General features: G+C 39.0%; 11 protein-coding genes. 5 read left to right on the top strand and 6 right to left on the bottom strand.

Annotation, left to right across the window (positions count from 1 at the left end; translation table 11 throughout):
* Positions 1-30: 30 nt before the first annotated feature.
* Both L656_RS0120600 and purU read left to right on the top strand, forming a co-directional pair.
* Entirely contained in the window at positions 31-1,917 is a 1,887-nt protein-coding gene (locus tag L656_RS0120600; RefSeq protein WP_024600616.1) for a hypothetical protein, read from the top strand.
* Positions 1,918-2,123: 206 nt separating this feature from the next.
* On the top strand, positions 2,124-2,954 hold the full coding sequence (gene purU, locus L656_RS0120595; RefSeq protein ID WP_024597310.1) for a formyltetrahydrofolate deformylase: 831 nt from the start codon (positions 2,124-2,126) through the stop codon (positions 2,952-2,954).
* A gap of 99 nt (positions 2,955-3,053) precedes the next feature.
* Here purU and L656_RS0120590 read toward each other — a convergent pair whose 3' ends face one another.
* Positions 3,054-3,704 (bottom strand): response regulator transcription factor, encoded by a 651-nt coding sequence (locus tag L656_RS0120590; RefSeq protein ID WP_007376082.1) that lies wholly within the window; start codon positions 3,702-3,704, stop codon positions 3,054-3,056.
* Positions 3,705-3,808: 104 nt separating this feature from the next.
* A complete protein-coding gene (gene acs / locus L656_RS0120585; protein ID WP_024600615.1) occupies positions 3,809-5,749 on the bottom strand; it encodes an acetate--CoA ligase in 1,941 nt (646 codons plus the stop codon).
* A gap of 442 nt (positions 5,750-6,191) precedes the next feature.
* On the opposite strand from acs, the gene L656_RS0120580 reads away from it, so the two are divergent.
* Together L656_RS0120580 and L656_RS0120575 are read left to right on the top strand one after the other, a co-directional pair.
* Positions 6,192-7,358 carry a DcaP family trimeric outer membrane transporter gene (locus L656_RS0120580; protein ID WP_024600614.1) on the top strand — a complete coding sequence of 389 codons (1,167 nt, stop codon included), beginning with the start codon at positions 6,192-6,194 and terminating at the stop codon, positions 7,356-7,358.
* 267 nt (positions 7,359-7,625) lie between these two features.
* On the top strand, positions 7,626-9,734 hold the full coding sequence (locus tag L656_RS0120575; protein ID WP_024600613.1) for a TonB-dependent siderophore receptor: 2,109 nt from the start codon (positions 7,626-7,628) through the stop codon (positions 9,732-9,734).
* A gap of 181 nt (positions 9,735-9,915) precedes the next feature.
* On the opposite strand, the gene recA is transcribed toward L656_RS0120575, so the two are convergent.
* Together recA and L656_RS0120565 are read right to left on the bottom strand one after the other, a co-directional pair.
* Positions 9,916-10,959 (bottom strand): recombinase RecA, encoded by a 1,044-nt coding sequence (recA, locus tag L656_RS0120570; protein ID WP_002958952.1) that lies wholly within the window; start codon positions 10,957-10,959, stop codon positions 9,916-9,918.
* A gap of 67 nt (positions 10,960-11,026) precedes the next feature.
* Positions 11,027-11,515, bottom strand: coding sequence for a CinA family protein (locus L656_RS0120565; protein ID WP_024597314.1), 489 nt, complete (start codon positions 11,513-11,515; stop codon positions 11,027-11,029).
* 21 nt (positions 11,516-11,536) lie between these two features.
* On the opposite strand from L656_RS0120565, the gene mutS reads away from it, so the two are divergent.
* Complete coding sequence (gene mutS / locus L656_RS0120560) at positions 11,537-14,122, top strand: DNA mismatch repair protein MutS (protein ID WP_024600612.1); 2,586 nt, start codon at positions 11,537-11,539, stop codon at positions 14,120-14,122.
* Between the two features lie 91 nt (positions 14,123-14,213).
* Here the strand turns inward: mutS and rpoS are convergent, their stop codons facing one another.
* Both rpoS and L656_RS0120550 read right to left on the bottom strand, forming a co-directional pair.
* Positions 14,214-15,188: an RNA polymerase sigma factor RpoS gene (rpoS, locus tag L656_RS0120555; protein ID WP_024600611.1), complete on the bottom strand. Its 975-nt coding sequence runs from the start codon at positions 15,186-15,188 to the stop codon at positions 14,214-14,216.
* A gap of 35 nt (positions 15,189-15,223) precedes the next feature.
* Positions 15,224-16,048, bottom strand: a complete 825-nt coding sequence (locus L656_RS0120550; RefSeq protein ID WP_024600610.1) for a peptidoglycan DD-metalloendopeptidase family protein — start codon at positions 16,046-16,048, stop codon at positions 15,224-15,226.
* Between the last annotated feature and the right edge of the window lie 23 nt (positions 16,049-16,071).

Here is a 16,071-nt window from a genome sequence, read left to right as displayed (position 1 = left end):
AAGTGGGGTGCTGTTTAAATGGAGAATTCAATGGCTTTTGATTATGGATCGATTGATCTTGGACTAAAAAACCCCTTCAAACTGGAAGGTAAAGTAACAGCATTAAGAGGACTCATTGAGTCTATAGCAGGTATTAGTTTACTTGTTATTGCTGCGGGCTCTGTGAAAGAAGATACAACCGCAGGTTGGATTTTAATGGTGTTTGGCATGCTTATTTTAGCATTCGGCATTCGCTCACTATCGGCAGGTATTTATGCAACACTTAAATACTTTGTAGGTAGAAACCACCCAACTTCACTTGCTTATAACTACAGTAAATCGCAAGCATCAACCGCTCAAGAAGAACAAAAAGAAGTAGCCTACACAGCGCAATCACTTGAAGAAATGCTGGTTGGTCGTAAAAACAGTACATTTAAAGAGCCTAATGGTTTTTTATCACGCTTACTTCACAGCTTAATCCCTAAGCTATTGTTTCTACCATATCCTATTCGTAATGTTGCCCAGCGATTATTTGGCTCATGGGTAAGCACCTTTGTCGCCCTTATTGCTTATGGACTTGTTGCATTTGTATCTTTGTCGGGCTTTACCGGTGAAGCTGGGGAATTAGCATTTCCGGTTTATAGTGCAATATTAATGTTTTACGTGCTTTTTTCTTGGCGCTCTACAGGTAAACCTATCTCTCGAAATGCAGAAAAGAATATTGAAGCACTTGGTACTGGTGCGCTTGCTAAAATTATTTCTTTATCTTTTATTTTACCCATCGCTATTGGTCTTTCTATGTCATGGTTGATGAAAGAGCAGCACATTAGTAAACAAGAAATAGATAGCTGGCTTGAGCAACTACCTAGTCTTCATGCTGGAATGTACTTAATTGCAATTATTATATTAGCAACTCTAAGCTGTGTGCTTGCTTTTATCATGATTAAAGCGCGTTTAAATTCAGTTACCCCTTCAGCTGAAGTATCTGAACTACGTGAAAACTGGCAAGAGTCTGTTCATCCAGACGAGATTTTCATAAACCTCGATAACCTAGTAATGGCTAATCGCCGTTATAAAGAAGTACCTAACAGAGTTTACAGAGAATTAGACCCTAAGCTTCAAGAGCAAATAGAAGGTAAAGGCGGTTTTAAAGGTGAAATGATCCAAGAGATTCAGCCTAAACTGCACTCAATGGACTTAGGTAAAAACTTTACACTCGCGAGATTACTTGCTTTGGTGAGCGGTAACTTACTTTATATTGTAGCGTTAGCATTTACTGTACTTTTAGCGTATTCGTTTATTAATATTTACCATTACATTGATGCGGCAAATATTAATAGTTTTAAACAGGCATTTAATAACCAACATGTCATTCAATTTAGTGAGCTATTAATGACAAGCTTTCACTTATTGCTAATAGGCGTACTTATTAAAGCATTTGCGCAATTACTTGCAAACACAGCGCATCTATTTTTTGCAGAAATGCAATTTGAGTCACTGCTTGTGTACTTTAAATGTGAAGGCACTTTTACTGAGTCTAAAATATCAACAGGTACTGGTATTCACGATAGCACCCGCTCAGAAAATACTTTAGTACGCAGTAGCATAACGCCTTGGATTATTGTTTCTCGTGTTATCTCTACTACGTTTGCTGCAACAGGTATGAAAAACCTTGAACATCCTCGCCACATTATGGAAATGCATAAAGACGAAGGGCAATTACAAGCAATCAAAAAAGACGTTATTGCGTTCTTAAAAGACCGCGAATCTATCGCCTCAATCACCAGTGAGCGTGATTTAGGTAATGCGTCACAAATACATCAACTAAACCAACAAACGCGCGCTATACCTGCTCAGCAAGCGATAGCGAAAGATGATGAAGAAGCTGCCGGGTATTTAAGACAAGAAGAAAACTTATCTCCCGAGCCCAAGGGTTAATTAACCTCAAACCTAGATAACTTTTATAAATGCCACCTTGTTAACTTAGGTGGCATTTTTTTTAACCTCTATTCAATACTTTTTAACTTTATTACCTCTTTTGCACTCAACAACATGATTAATATTGGATTAGTTCACAAAGCCCTTGCTTTATGTGCCAAAACACAAATAATGAAAGGATTAATTACAGGGTAAGAATGAGGACAATGAGCTATATACTAACCACCCAATGTGCTGATGATGTAGGCTTAATAGCTAAAATTACAGGGCTTTGCCATAAAAATAATTTAAACATTACGCGTAACAACGAATTTGTAGATAAAGACGCGCAGCGGTTTTTTATGCGTACAGAGCTTACAGGTGAGCCACAAAGCGACTTTTTAGATCAACTACGCGCACTGTTGCCACAAGGCGCTAAACTTGCGCTACATTGCGGCGCAAAAACTAAAGTAGTTTTACTGGCAACTAAAGAAGCTCATTGTTTAGGTGGTATGCTGTTAAAGCAATTTGAACAAACTCTTAATATTGAAGTACTCGCTGTAATTGCTAACTATGCTGATTTAGAGCCGCTAGCTAAAGGGTTTGGTGTGCCATTTCATGTTGTATCGCACGAAGGATTAACCCGTAGCGAGCATGATAAAAAGGTAGGCGATTTAATTGCCAGCTACAACCCTGACATTATTGGCCTTGCTAAATACATGCGTATTTTAAGTCCTGAATTTGTGGGTCGATTTGAAGGTAAAATAATTAATATTCATCACTCATTTTTGCCTGCATTTATAGGTGCTAAACCTTATCATCAAGCATTTGAGCGCGGCGTAAAAATTATTGGTGCTACCGCTCACTTTGTTAATAATGAGCTTGATGAAGGTCCTATTATTTTGCAAGATGTAACCAGCGTTACACATGCGAATACCGCCGAAATGATGGCTAAAATGGGCAAAGATGTTGAAAAGACTGTGTTTTGTAAAGCACTTCAACTTGCCTCAGAGCATAAGCTATTTATTAATGGTAATAAAACCGTGGTGTTTTCTTAGCATTAATCCAACTGCTTAATTATTCTACACATAAAAAATGCCAGCATTGTTGCTGGCATTTTTTTATCATAAATAAGCTAATAACTTTTTAAATGTAAATTATGCCTGCTCTATTGGTTCGAGCTTTAATTTAGCGGCAATTAAAACGGCTTGGGTACGATTGTACACACCGAGTTTTCTAAATATGGCTGTAATGTGTGCTTTTACTGTCGCTTCTGATATGTGTAGTTCATAAGCAATTTGCTTATTAAGTAAACCTTCGTGCAAATATTGCAGCACTCGGTATTGTTGGGGCGTTAATGAGGCAACTTGCGCTGCTATTTCTCTATCTTCACCTTCAATTTCAGCTACTTTGTTTTTTAGCTCTTTTGGTAGCCATGTATCGCCTTCAAGTATTTGGTTAATCGCACTGGCAATATCATCAGACGATGATGATTTAGGAATAAAACCCATAGCGCCATAACCCATTACTTTAGAAACGATATTCACGTCTTCACTACCCGAAACAACGGCAATAGGTAAGCTTGGGTATTCTTCTCTAATACGAATAAGACCGTATAAATCACCATTACCTGGCATGTGAAGGTCTAGCAGTAATATATCAAGATCCTCTTGCTCGCTTAACACTTGCAGTGTGCTGTCAAAATCGGATGATTCAAAAACGGCTAAACCCTCAAATTTTGCGCTCAGTGCGCCCTTTAGTGCTTCACGAAATAACGGATGATCGTCCGCTATTAAAAACTGACTCATGGTTCACTCCTAATAAATTCGGCTGCCAGTTAGGTTTAAGACCTTTACTGACAGCCGATATACTACGTTTAGAATCAACTTGTAATCAAGTTTTTAACGCACATTTAACGATTTAATCTGTTCTCGATTAGTTCATCGACAACTGAAGGATCGGCAAGCGTTGACGTATCACCGAGTTGTTGGTGCTCATTTGCAGCGATTTTACGTAAAATACGACGCATAATCTTGCCTGAACGTGTTTTTGGCAAACCCGGTGACCATTGAATCATATCTGGAGATGCAATTGGGCTGAGCTCTTTACGAACCCAATTACGTACCTCTTTAGTTAATTCATCGCTTACTGTTATACCTTCGTTAGGCGTAATGTAAACATAAATACCTTGGCCTTTAATATCATGCGGGTAACCTACAACAGCAGCTTCTGCTACCGCTTCATGCGCAACTAACGCACTTTCAATTTCGGCAGTACCAAGGCGGTGCCCAGACACATTAAGTACATCGTCCACACGACCTGTGATCCAGTAATAACCATCTTCATCACGACGACAACCATCGCCTGTAAAGTAAACTCCTGGGTAGGCGCTAAAATAAGTTTGTTCAAAACGTTCATGGTCGCCATAAACAGTTCGAGCTTGCGATGGCCAACTATCTAAAATAACTAAATTACCATCTACGGCACCTTCGAGTGTATTACCTTCAGCATCAAATAATGCAGGCGCAATACCAAAAAATGGATGTGTTGCAGAACCTGGTTTTGTATCAGTAGCACCCGGAAGTGGTGTGATCATAATGCCACCGGTTTCTGTTTGCCACCATGTATCAACAATCGGGCAATTAGATTTACCAATACTCTCGTAATACCATGTCCACGCTTCTGGATTTATTGGCTCACCTACTGAACCTAAAATACGTAAACTATCGCGATGTGACGAAGCTGTAGGCTCATCACCTTTAGCCATTAGTGCTCTAATTGCTGTAGGGGCGGTATATAAAATAGTAACACCGTGTTTATCAACTACTTCGCCCATACGCCCTGCAGTTGGATAAGTGGGTACACCTTCAAATAAAACCTGAGTACAACCGTTTACTAATGGCCCGTACGCAATGTAACTGTGGCCTGTGATCCAACCTACATCGGCACTACACCAATACACATCATCTTCTTTTAAATCAAATACGTATTCATGTGTCATTGATGAGTAAACTAAGTAGCCACCTGTAGTATGTACAACACCTTTAGGCTGACCAGTAGAACCTGATGTATACAATATAAACAAAGGATCTTCAGCATTCATTGGCTCTGGCTCACACTGTGCTGGTAAGTCAGCAACTAGCTCGTGCCACCATATATCGTGCTCATTCCAATCAACTTCACCGCCTGTTAATTGGTGCACAATAACGTGTTCAATTGTGGTTACAGTTTCTTGCGCTACCGCTTCATCTACATTTGCTTTTAATGGAACACAATTTCCTGCTCTGCGTCCCTCATCAGAAGTAATAACAACCTTAGCGCCAGAATCTCTAATACGATCAGCAATAGCCGATGGTGAAAAACCACCAAATACAACAGAATGAATAGCACCAATACGTGCACAGGCTTGCATTGCATACACCGCTTGTGGGGTCATTGGCATATAAATAGCTACGCGGTCACCTTTTTGTACACCCAGTTTTTTTAAACCATTGGCAAATTTAGCCACTTCATCATGAAGTTTTTGATAAGTAATGTTCTCACTTTGAGAAGGATCATCACCTTCCCAAATAAGCGCAATTTTGTCTGCTTTCGTTTTTAAGTGGCGGTCAATACAGTTGTAAGACGCATTTAAATAGCCATCTTCATACCATTTAATACTGATGTGGCCTTTATCAAAAGAGGTGTTTTTAACTTTAATGTAAGGAGTAGACCAATCGAGGCGTTTGCCATGCTCACGCCAAAAACTTTCAGGGTCATCAATAGATTGCTTATAAAGCGTATTATATTTATTTTTATCAATGAGAGTCGCATCTTTAATATGCGCAGGAACTGGATAGATACTTTGTGACATCTTCGTCTCCATTTAAATTACTTGCCTTAAGCTTTTATCAAGGATTACTCAGCAGTACTTTATTAAGTATTAGACCTTAGTTGTACTCTACTCCAATTTGCTCATTTGTAGTTTATAATCCACCTGCTTTCAATTTTTTTACATAAATAATACAACGCGTTAAATGTAAGTAAATGCAAACTAATCAACTCTAAAACCTTAGTCTTATAGACCAATAGGTAATTGAGTAAATATTGCACATATTCAAAAGTGTTTGTGCACTTTAATAAAGATATTTGCGGTATTACTTGCTAAAGCTTTATTTAACGAATGAAAACAATATGTGTATTGAGAAGCCAAACTAACACCCTTTTTTATTCGTAAGTAATACTAGTAGCAAGTAATACAACCTTACATGAAAAAAAAAGCAACAAACAACAAGTAGCCTATAAAGGACACCACAATGAAATTTACCCCATTAAAAACATTAGCAGCAAGCGCTGTATTATGTGCACTATCAAGCACTGCTTATGCAGCGACTGCCGCAAAAATTGGTGATACGGAATTTACTTACGGTGGATACATTAAACTCGACTCTATGTGGAGTGATTATTCAGCGGGTGCGCCTGCAGGCTCAAACGTAGGTCGTGACTTTTACGTACCAAGTACGTTAACAGTTGGCGATGATAACAGCTCAGATGCTGTATTTGATATGCATGCTCGTGAGTCACGTTTTAACTTTGGCACAGCCACTGTTATGGATAACGGTAAAACCGTTAATACTAAAATTGAAATTGACTTTTTGGCCTCGGCTGCTGGCGGTAATGAGCGAGTTTCAAATTCTTACGCCCCGCGTATTCGCCATGCCTTTGTGACTTACGATGGTTGGTTATTTGGTCAAACATGGTCTAACTTCCAAAACGTGGGGGCGCTTGCTGAAACGCTTGATTTTGTAGGCCCTGCTGAGGGCACTGTGTTTGTGCGTCAATCGCAAATTAAATACACCACTGGCGCATGGTCGTTTTCATTAGAAAACCCAGAAAGTACAATTTCTACTACTAGCGGTATGGTAGTAACTGATGATGCATCATTGCCTGACTTTACAGCTCGTTACACACACAAAGCCGATTGGGGTAACATTGTGGTTGCAGCGCTTGCTCGCCAACTTACTTATAAAGTAGGCAGTGTTGATGCAGATGAAACTTCTTTTGGTATTAGTGCATCAGGTAAAATAAACCTTGGTGAAGACAACCTTAAGTTTATGCTTACTCAAGGTAAAGGCTTAGGCCGTTACGTAGGCTTAAACGTTGCACATGGCGCAGTACTTAATGGCGATGAACTAGATGCGATTGATTCGACTTCTGGTTTTGTTGCTTACCAGCACAAGTGGACAAGCCAATGGCGTTCAACGTTCTTATATTCATTCTTCAGTGCTGATAACAACACTGATTTATTAGCTATTTCTGGTGATCCGACTGAATCAAGCCAAAGCTATAGCGCTAACATTCTATACTCACCGGTTAAACGTCTAACTTTTGGTGCTGAGCTAAAGCATGCTGAGCGTGAAACTGAAAGCGGCGTTGATGGCGATTTAGACCGCTTACAGTTTTCTGTTAAATACTCTTTTTAATAGCTAAAAAGCTAACTACTTTAAAAAGCGGCCTAGGCCGCTTTTTTTGTAATTCAATTTAAGTTAAAAAAACAACCATATTTTTATAAGCCGTATCGTTTATCCTAATCATAATATTATTTACAGGCTAAGTAATTTCCCCTAAAACAGCGCTAACGCGTTTGCAAATGATAATAGTTTTTGTTTGAGTTTATTGATTCTAAATAGTAGAATGTCCCAATTATTTAAATAAACACAAATAATATTAAATATTAATTAAGGGAAAACATGAAACTCAATCGCACTTTTGCACTTTCTTCATTAGTTTTAGCCATGGGCTTTTCAGCTCAAGCACAAGAAACATCAACCAAAAATACAGTTGAAAATAACAACGAAACAATGGAAGAAATATTAATAGTTGGTGTACGTCAAGACCGAGTTAGCCAAGGTGCTACTGGTTTAACTATGGAACTTAACGAAACACCACAATCTATTAGTGTAATAGGCGCAGAGCAACTTCAAAACTTTGCAGCAAACAGTATTAATGACGCAATGAAAATGGCAACGGGTATTACTGTAGAACAAGGTGAAACTAACCGTACACGATATACATCACGTGGTTTTGATATTAAAAGCACACAAGTTGATGGAGTTGGACTGCCTAATAACTGGGGCCTTGTTACAGGTGCAATGGAAAGTTATGGTTATGAAAAAATAGAAGTTATTCGTGGTGCTAATGGGCAATTAACAGGCGTTGGTAATGCTGCGGGTACAATTAACTATGTTCGAAAGCGTCCGACAAATGAGAATGAAGGTGAAGTAAGCATTTCTGTAGGTACTTATGGTTTAAAGCGCTTACAAGCTGATTATTCATTTTTATTAACAGATTCTGGTAGCTGGGCTGCACGTGTTGTTGGTGCTGCAGAAGGCTCTGATTCATACCTTGATGGTTTAGAAAACGATCGTACTTACTTCTCTGCTGTAGTTGATGGACAACTTACTGGTAATTCAACACTTTCATTTGGTGCTTCACATCAAGATGCCAATACAGATGGAACCATGTGGGGAGGATTACCACTTTCATATGCCGATGGTACACAAGCAGAGTGGGATGTAGGTACTAGTACTACTCAAGAGTGGACTAAATGGGATACGCTTAATACCACAGCTTTTATTGAATATACTTATGTATTCGATAATAATTGGGAAATTAAAACAACTTATAATTACCAAGACTCAGAAGATCAAAGCAAATTACTTTATCTTTACGACCCTTATGGAATGTTTGATAGTGAAACTAATTTAGGTTTAGCCAGTCTTCCTGGACGATATGATACAGAGTTCTCAGCTGATTTGTTTGATATAACGGCTAAGGGTGAATACAGCTTGTTTGGTCAAGAGCATGAGTTAATGCTTGGTGGAAGTATTTCACAAAGCACATCCTACTCTTTTACTAACTCTTACGATGCTGGAACGACAGAAGCTTATGGTTTAGCTCCTGCTTTTCCATATGCTTTAGATGCGATCGCTGAACCTATTTGGGGCGAGCAAACTAAATATGCTGATATTGATGTTACTTTGAAGCGTTTTTTTGGTTCAACTAAATTAAATCTAACAAGTGACATATTTGTTATTGCAGGCTTTAACGCTATCGATTATGAGCGCACAGGTTTTAGTCAAGGCGTTGATATAGATAATGATGAAAGTGAGATAAGCCCTTACCTAGCAACAACGTATGCAATTAATGATGATGTTAACTTATATGTAAGCTACTCCGATATTTATCAACCACAAGAACAATACGACTACGATGGTAATTTTTTAGATCCAAGTAAAGGTGTTAATTACGAAGTAGGTGTTAAAACTCAATGGTTTGATGATCAACTACTTGCAACCTTTGCAGTATTTAGCGCAAAACAAGATAACATCGCAACTTATGCTGGGCTAAATGCATCTGGGTTTACTTACTATAAAGGAGCAGATCAAGATACTCAGGGCTTTGAATTAGAATTAACAGGACAAATAACTGATGATCTAAACGCTGTATTTGCTTATACATACTTAGATATCAATGATGATGCTGGTGATAGCTCTCATGAGTGGGAGCCTGAAAATGTTGTTAATTTTTCATTAGATTATACGCCACCTCAACTACCTCAGTTCCAATTCGGCTTAGCCGGTAAATGGCAATCAAAAACAGCAAATATAGCCAGTAATGTTAAGCAGGATTCTTATTTACTTATGAACGCATTTGCTCGATGGGATGCTAGCGAAGACTTATCGATTCAAGCTAACATTGATAACATCGCAGATGAAAAACATATTACTAGCTTAGCCAATGTTGGTTTTTATGGCTCACCTATTAGCGGTAAAGTTAGCTTAACTTATCGCTTTTAAAGTTCTATTTTAATTAGTGCGCATTCTTAATTATTAGAGAATGCTTTTACCCGATTAAAATGTATAGCGTATATTTTTACCTGCTTTAAATTTTGAATAAACAAAAAAGCGCTAATCATTACTGATTAGCGCTTTTCAAAGCTCGGGTCAAATCAAGCTTAAAAACTCATTTGGGTGCAGTTTAAAGGTCTGGATCGTCGCCTAACTTATCTTCACCGTCTTCAGGTTCAATAGTTGCTTTTAGTAAAAGCATTTCGCGTAACTTACCTTCAATCTCATCTGCAATTTCTGGGTTTTCTTTCAAAAACTTAATTGAGTTAGATTTACCTTGGCCAACCTTGTTGCCACTGTAACTGTACCAAGCACCTGCTTTTTCAACAATTTTATGCTTAACACCTAAATCAATTAACTCGCCTTGCTTAGAAATACCTTCGCCATACATGATGATAAATTCAGCTTGTTTAAATGGCGGCGCTACTTTGTTTTTAACAATTTTAACGCGGGTTTCGTTACCAACAACTTCATCACCTTCTTTCACCGAACCAATACGACGAATATCAATACGTACCGATGCGTAAAACTTAAGTGCATTACCACCCGTTGTTGTTTCTGGGTTACCAAACATAACACCAATTTTCATACGGATTTGGTTAATGAAAATACATAACGTGTTAGAACGTTTAATATTACCAGTAAGCTTACGTAATGCCTGTGACATTAAACGTGCTTGTAAGCCCATGTGCGAGTCGCCCATGTCGCCTTCAATCTCAGCTTTTGGTGTAAGTGCAGCAACCGAGTCAATAATAACGACGTCTACTGCGCTTGAACGTACTAACATGTCACAAATTTCTAGTGCTTGCTCACCTGTATCAGGTTGAGATACAAAAAGGTCATCAATATTTACACCTAGTTTTTGTGCATATACAGGATCAAGAGCATGCTCAGCATCAATGAAGGCACATGTTTTACCTTCTTTTTGAGCTTCTGCGATAACTTGTAAAGTAAGCGTTGTTTTACCAGATGACTCAGGACCATACACTTCAACAATACGTCCCATAGGTAAGCCACCTATGCCTAAGGCAATATCAATACCTAGTGAACCTGTAGATACAGATTCAATATTTAACGCTTTGTTATCACCCAATTTCATAATTGAGCCTTTACCAAATTGACGTTCAATTTGTGATAGTGCTGCGTCTAACGCTTTTTGTTTGTTATCGTTCATTTTGTTCTCCAATCCAGCTAATGCGAACAAGTATACTGTATGAAATCACAGTATCAAGCTAATTTTTTCATTTTATCTCATCTATTACACTTTTTAATGCAAATACAATAGCTTGCAGCCTTACTTGAGCCCTATCACCAGTAAATATTTGTTTAAAGGTCAGTACTTTGTCATCAATTTGTATGCCAAACCATACAAGTCCAACAGGTTTACCTTCTGTCGCCCCGCCAGGCCCTGCAATGCCCGATACAGCTATAGATATATTAGCGTTTGTTGCTTTAATAGCACCTACTGCCATTTCATGGACTGTTTGCTCGCTCACAGCACCGTATTGATTTAATGTACTAGCACTAACATTGAGCAAATCTTGCTTTGCTTGGTTACTATAAGTGACAAATGCACGGTCGATATAAGCTGAACTTCCAGGTGTATCGGTAAGCGCATAACTCACTCCGCCACCAGTACATGACTCAGCAGTAGTGATCCATAAGCATTTATCCGTTAAAATAGCGCCTAATTGCGCAGCAAGTGTTTTAATCTCTTGATGTAATTCCATATTCAGCCTTTGGGTAAATACATGTCGTTTGATCTTTATGCACCACACACTATAAAACAACAAACCCCTATGATGCAGCAGTATCTAAAAATAAAATCAGAGCATCGCGATATTTTATTGTTTTATCGTATGGGCGATTTTTACGAACTTTTTTTTGATGACGCTAAACGCGCCGCTCAATTACTCGATATTTCGCAAACTCATCGTGGTAAAGCTGGCGGCGATCCTATCCCTATGGCGGGCGTACCCTACCATGCGGTAGAAAACTACTTAGCACGTCTAGTCCAAATGGGTGAATCAGTCGCTATCTGCGAACAAGTGGGTGACCCCGCAACCAGTAAAGGCCCCGTTGATCGAAAAGTAGTGCGTATAGTTACACCCGGTACAATTTCTGATGAAGCGCTTTTACAAGAGCGTCAAGACAATCTCCTTACCAGTGTTTGGCAAAGTAAAAAAGGCTTATACGGTATTGCTTATTTAGACATTAACTCTGGTCGTTTTAATATTGTCGAAGTAAATACCGACGAAGCCTTTAGCTCAACTATTCAACGCCTATCACCAGCAGAACTTCTGTATAGCGAAAGCTTTGAGAACATTCATTTAATTGAACATATAAAAGGTGCCCGCCGTCGCCCAGAATGGGAGTTCGATTTAGATACGGCTCAGCACTTATTATGCGATCAGTTTGGTACTAAGGATTTAGTGGGTTTTGGGGTAGATAAAGCCCACAGCGCGCTTGTTGCTGCAGGTTGTTTAATGCAATACGTAAAAGATACACAACGTATTGCATTGCCGCATATTCGTGCAATTACGCTTGAGCACAACGAGCACGCAGTTATTTTAGATGCCGCAACACGTAAAAATTTAGAGCTTACCGTTAATCTATCGGGCGGGTTTGAAAATACACTTGCTCAAGTACTTGATAAAACAGCAACGCCAATGGGTTCTCGCTTACTTAAGCGCCGTATTCATACACCAATTCGTAATAAAGACGAGCTAAATTCACGTTTAAATGCAATTAGTGCAATTTTAGATGCGCAGCTTGGCGGTGAATTACACGAATCATTAAAAGAAATTGGTGATGTAGAACGTGTTATTGCACGCCTAGCTTTATGCACAGCTCGCCCGCGCGACTTAACTCGCCTGCGTAGTGCTCTACAAGCACTTGCACCACTGCATACTTTGTTAGCTGACGCTAACGATCCTCGTATAGCAGGTATTATCAAGCACTCGCCTGAACTCCCTGATTTACGAGAATTATTAGAACGTGCAGTTATCGATAACCCACCGGTACTAATTCGTGACGGTGGTGTTATTGCCCCTGGTTACAACAGTGAGCTTGATGAGTGGCGTAACTTAAGCAAAGGTGCCACCGATGTACTTGAACAGCTTGAACAACGCGAGCGTGAACGTACAGGAATTAGTACATTAAAAATTGGCTATAACCGAGTACACGGCTTTTTTATAGAAGTAAGTAGAGCTAACGCGCACTTGGTTCCAGCCGACTACATTCGTCGCCAAACGCTTAAAAATAACGAACGTTACATTATTCCAGAGCTTAAGGAACACGAGGATAAAGTACTCGGTAGCCAATCAAAAGCCTTAGCGCTTGAAAAGCAACTATACGAAGAGTTGTTTAGATTTATTGCTCCACACATAGAGCAACTTCAAATGATGGCAGCAGCACTGGCCGATTTAGATGTGTTAAATAACTTGGCCGAACGTGCACTTGCACTCAATTATGCAAAACCAGAACTGTGCGATAACGACAATATAAGCATTAAGCAAGGTCGTCACCCTGTTGTTGAACAAGTAATGAAAGAACCATTTATTGCCAACCCTGTTGAATTAAACAGCCAACGTAAAATGTTGATTATTACGGGTCCAAACATGGGCGGTAAATCAACCTATATGCGCCAAACAGCACTTATTGTATTAATGGCTCACATTGGCAGTTATGTACCTGCAGACAGCGCTAAAATAGGCAATATCGATCGCATATTTACACGTATTGGTGCTAGCGATGATTTAGCATCAGGTCGCTCAACCTTCATGGTAGAAATGACCGAAACAGCGACTATTTTAAATAATGCCACGGCGCAGTCTTTAGTGTTAATGGATGAAATTGGTCGCGGTACAAGTACCTACGATGGGCTCTCGCTTGCGTATGCAACAGCCGATCATTTAGCGTCAAAAATATCAGCTAAAACATTATTTGCTACTCACTACTTTGAGTTAACAGAACTTGCTGAACAGACAACAGGTCTGGTCAACGTGCACCTTGATGCAATAGAACATAACGATACAATCGCCTTTATGCATACAGTACTTGATGGCGCAGCAAGTAAGAGCTTTGGCTTACAGGTAGCTGCTCTTGCAGGTGTGCCAAAAGCTGTGATTGCACAAGCAAAGCAAAAACTTAAGTTGCTTGAAAATCATCAAAGCTTTACTGCACCAAATACAGAGCAGCAAGCCTTTACTTTTAATAACGAAATTGCACAAAGTACACCTTCAGAAGTTGAAGAGCAGTTAAGTGCAATTGACCCTGATAATTTATCGCCACGCCAAGCGCACGATTTGTTATATAAACTAAAAGCATTGTTGTAATTTATATCATCTGATTTACAAGCATAAAAAAAGCCGAAGAATAAATTCTTCGGCTTTTTAACACACATAGTCTCTTAAACTATTTAACTAGTTACGAAAACTGATTAAACAAGCTATCTGTACTTAAACCTTCTTGTTGCAAAATGTCTTTTAGACGACGTAATGCCTCTACCTGAATTTGTCTTACACGCTCACGTGTTAAGCCTATCTCACGACCTACATCTTCAAGTGTTGATGGCTCATAACCAAGCAATCCAAATCGACGTGCCAATACTTCACGTTGTTTAGGGTTTAATTCCCCTAACCAGTCTACAATATGTTTATTAATATCATTATTTTGTACTTCGCCTTCAGGGCCAGCACTTTTTTCATCTGGGATGATATCAAGTAGTACACTGTCGTTTTCGACACCAATAGGCATGTCTACTGATGCAATTCTTTCGTTTAAACGTAGCATTTTAGTAACGTCTTCAACGGGTCTATCTAGGCAAGCTGCAATTTCGTCAGCTGTTGGCTCATGGTCAAGCTTTTGAGTTAACTCACGCGCTGTACGTAAATACACATTAAGCTCTTTAACTACATGAATAGGTAAGCGAATGGTACGCGTTTGGTTCATAATGGCACGTTCAATTGTTTGACGTATCCACCATGTAGCGTAAGTAGAGAATCTAAATCCACGCTCAGGGTCAAATTTTTCAACTGCGCGAATTAAGCCTAAGTTACCCTCTTCAATTAAATCAAGTAGAGCAAGGCCGCGATTATTGTAACGACGTGCTATTTTAACAACCAAACGTAAGTTACTTTCAATCATACGTTTACGTGAGGCTTCACACCCTCGAAGTGATTTGCGAGAAAAAAACACTTCTTCTTCAGCACTAAGCAAAGGAGAAAAACCAATTTCGCCTAAATAAAGTTGAGTTGCGTCAAGATTTTTAGTTACTTCTTCTTTAGCAAAGATTTCATCGTCGTCTACTTTATCTAGTAGAGCTGTGCTTTCATCAACATCGATGTCATCGAACTTTTCGTCAGTCGTAGTATGTTTGTCAAGTTTTGCTGCGCTAGCCATAAGCCTTCTCCCGAGCAATTATCAATACCTAAAAATTAGGGTAGGTATTTAGCAGGATTGACAGCTTGCCCTCGGTAGCGAATTTCAAAGCGAAGCGCGGTGACCGGAGATTCTGAATTACCAATTTCTGCTATTTTTTGTCCTGCCTTAACTTTCTGCTTTTCTTTAACAAGTAATTTCGAGTTATGTGCATAAGCACTTAGGTAATCATCATTATGTTTCAATATGATTAAACTACCATAACCTCGAAGGGCGTTACCCGCGTATACCACTGTTCCTTGTGCCGCAGCTAAGACTGAAGCCCCTTTGCGATTAGTAATCTGTAAACCTTTATAACCGTTTTCCTTATTAGAGAAGCGTTTGGTAATTTTGCCCTGTGCAGGCCAAAACCACTTAACTTTACTGCTCGACAAACGTTTAGTATTACTAATTTTGTTACTGGCTTGTTTCTGAACATACTCTCGTTGTTTTGGAGGATCAAGCTCTTTCTTTAAAATTTTGTTATTTTTTTGTGATTTTTTTATAGACTTTTTACTCGAATTCGTATAATTTCCATCCCTTTTTGTTTTTTCGGGCTTAGGGAGTAAGGAGATGTTTTGCCCTGGGAAAATTGTGTAAGGTGATGGAATTGAATTGTTTTTTGCAAGTAATCTAAAGTCTTGCCCAGCACTAAAGGCAATAGAGTAGAGCGTATCTCCTTTTTGTACTTTATAGCTAGCCCCATTTATGTTAACAGTATGACCTAAATCATTAACATTATTATTTAAGCTACTAACAGGTGCAGGAACATGGCGAGAAGAGCAACCAAAGAGAAAAATACTAATAAATATAGTTACATACAGTAAACACTGTTTATTCATTGTATTTTTCCCCTAAATTAGAA

The sequence above is a fragment of the Pseudoalteromonas sp. TAE56 genome (assembly GCF_000497955.1).
Taxonomy (GTDB): Bacteria; Pseudomonadota; Gammaproteobacteria; order Enterobacterales; family Alteromonadaceae; genus Pseudoalteromonas.
This window is presented reverse-complemented; position numbering and strand designations above follow the sequence as displayed.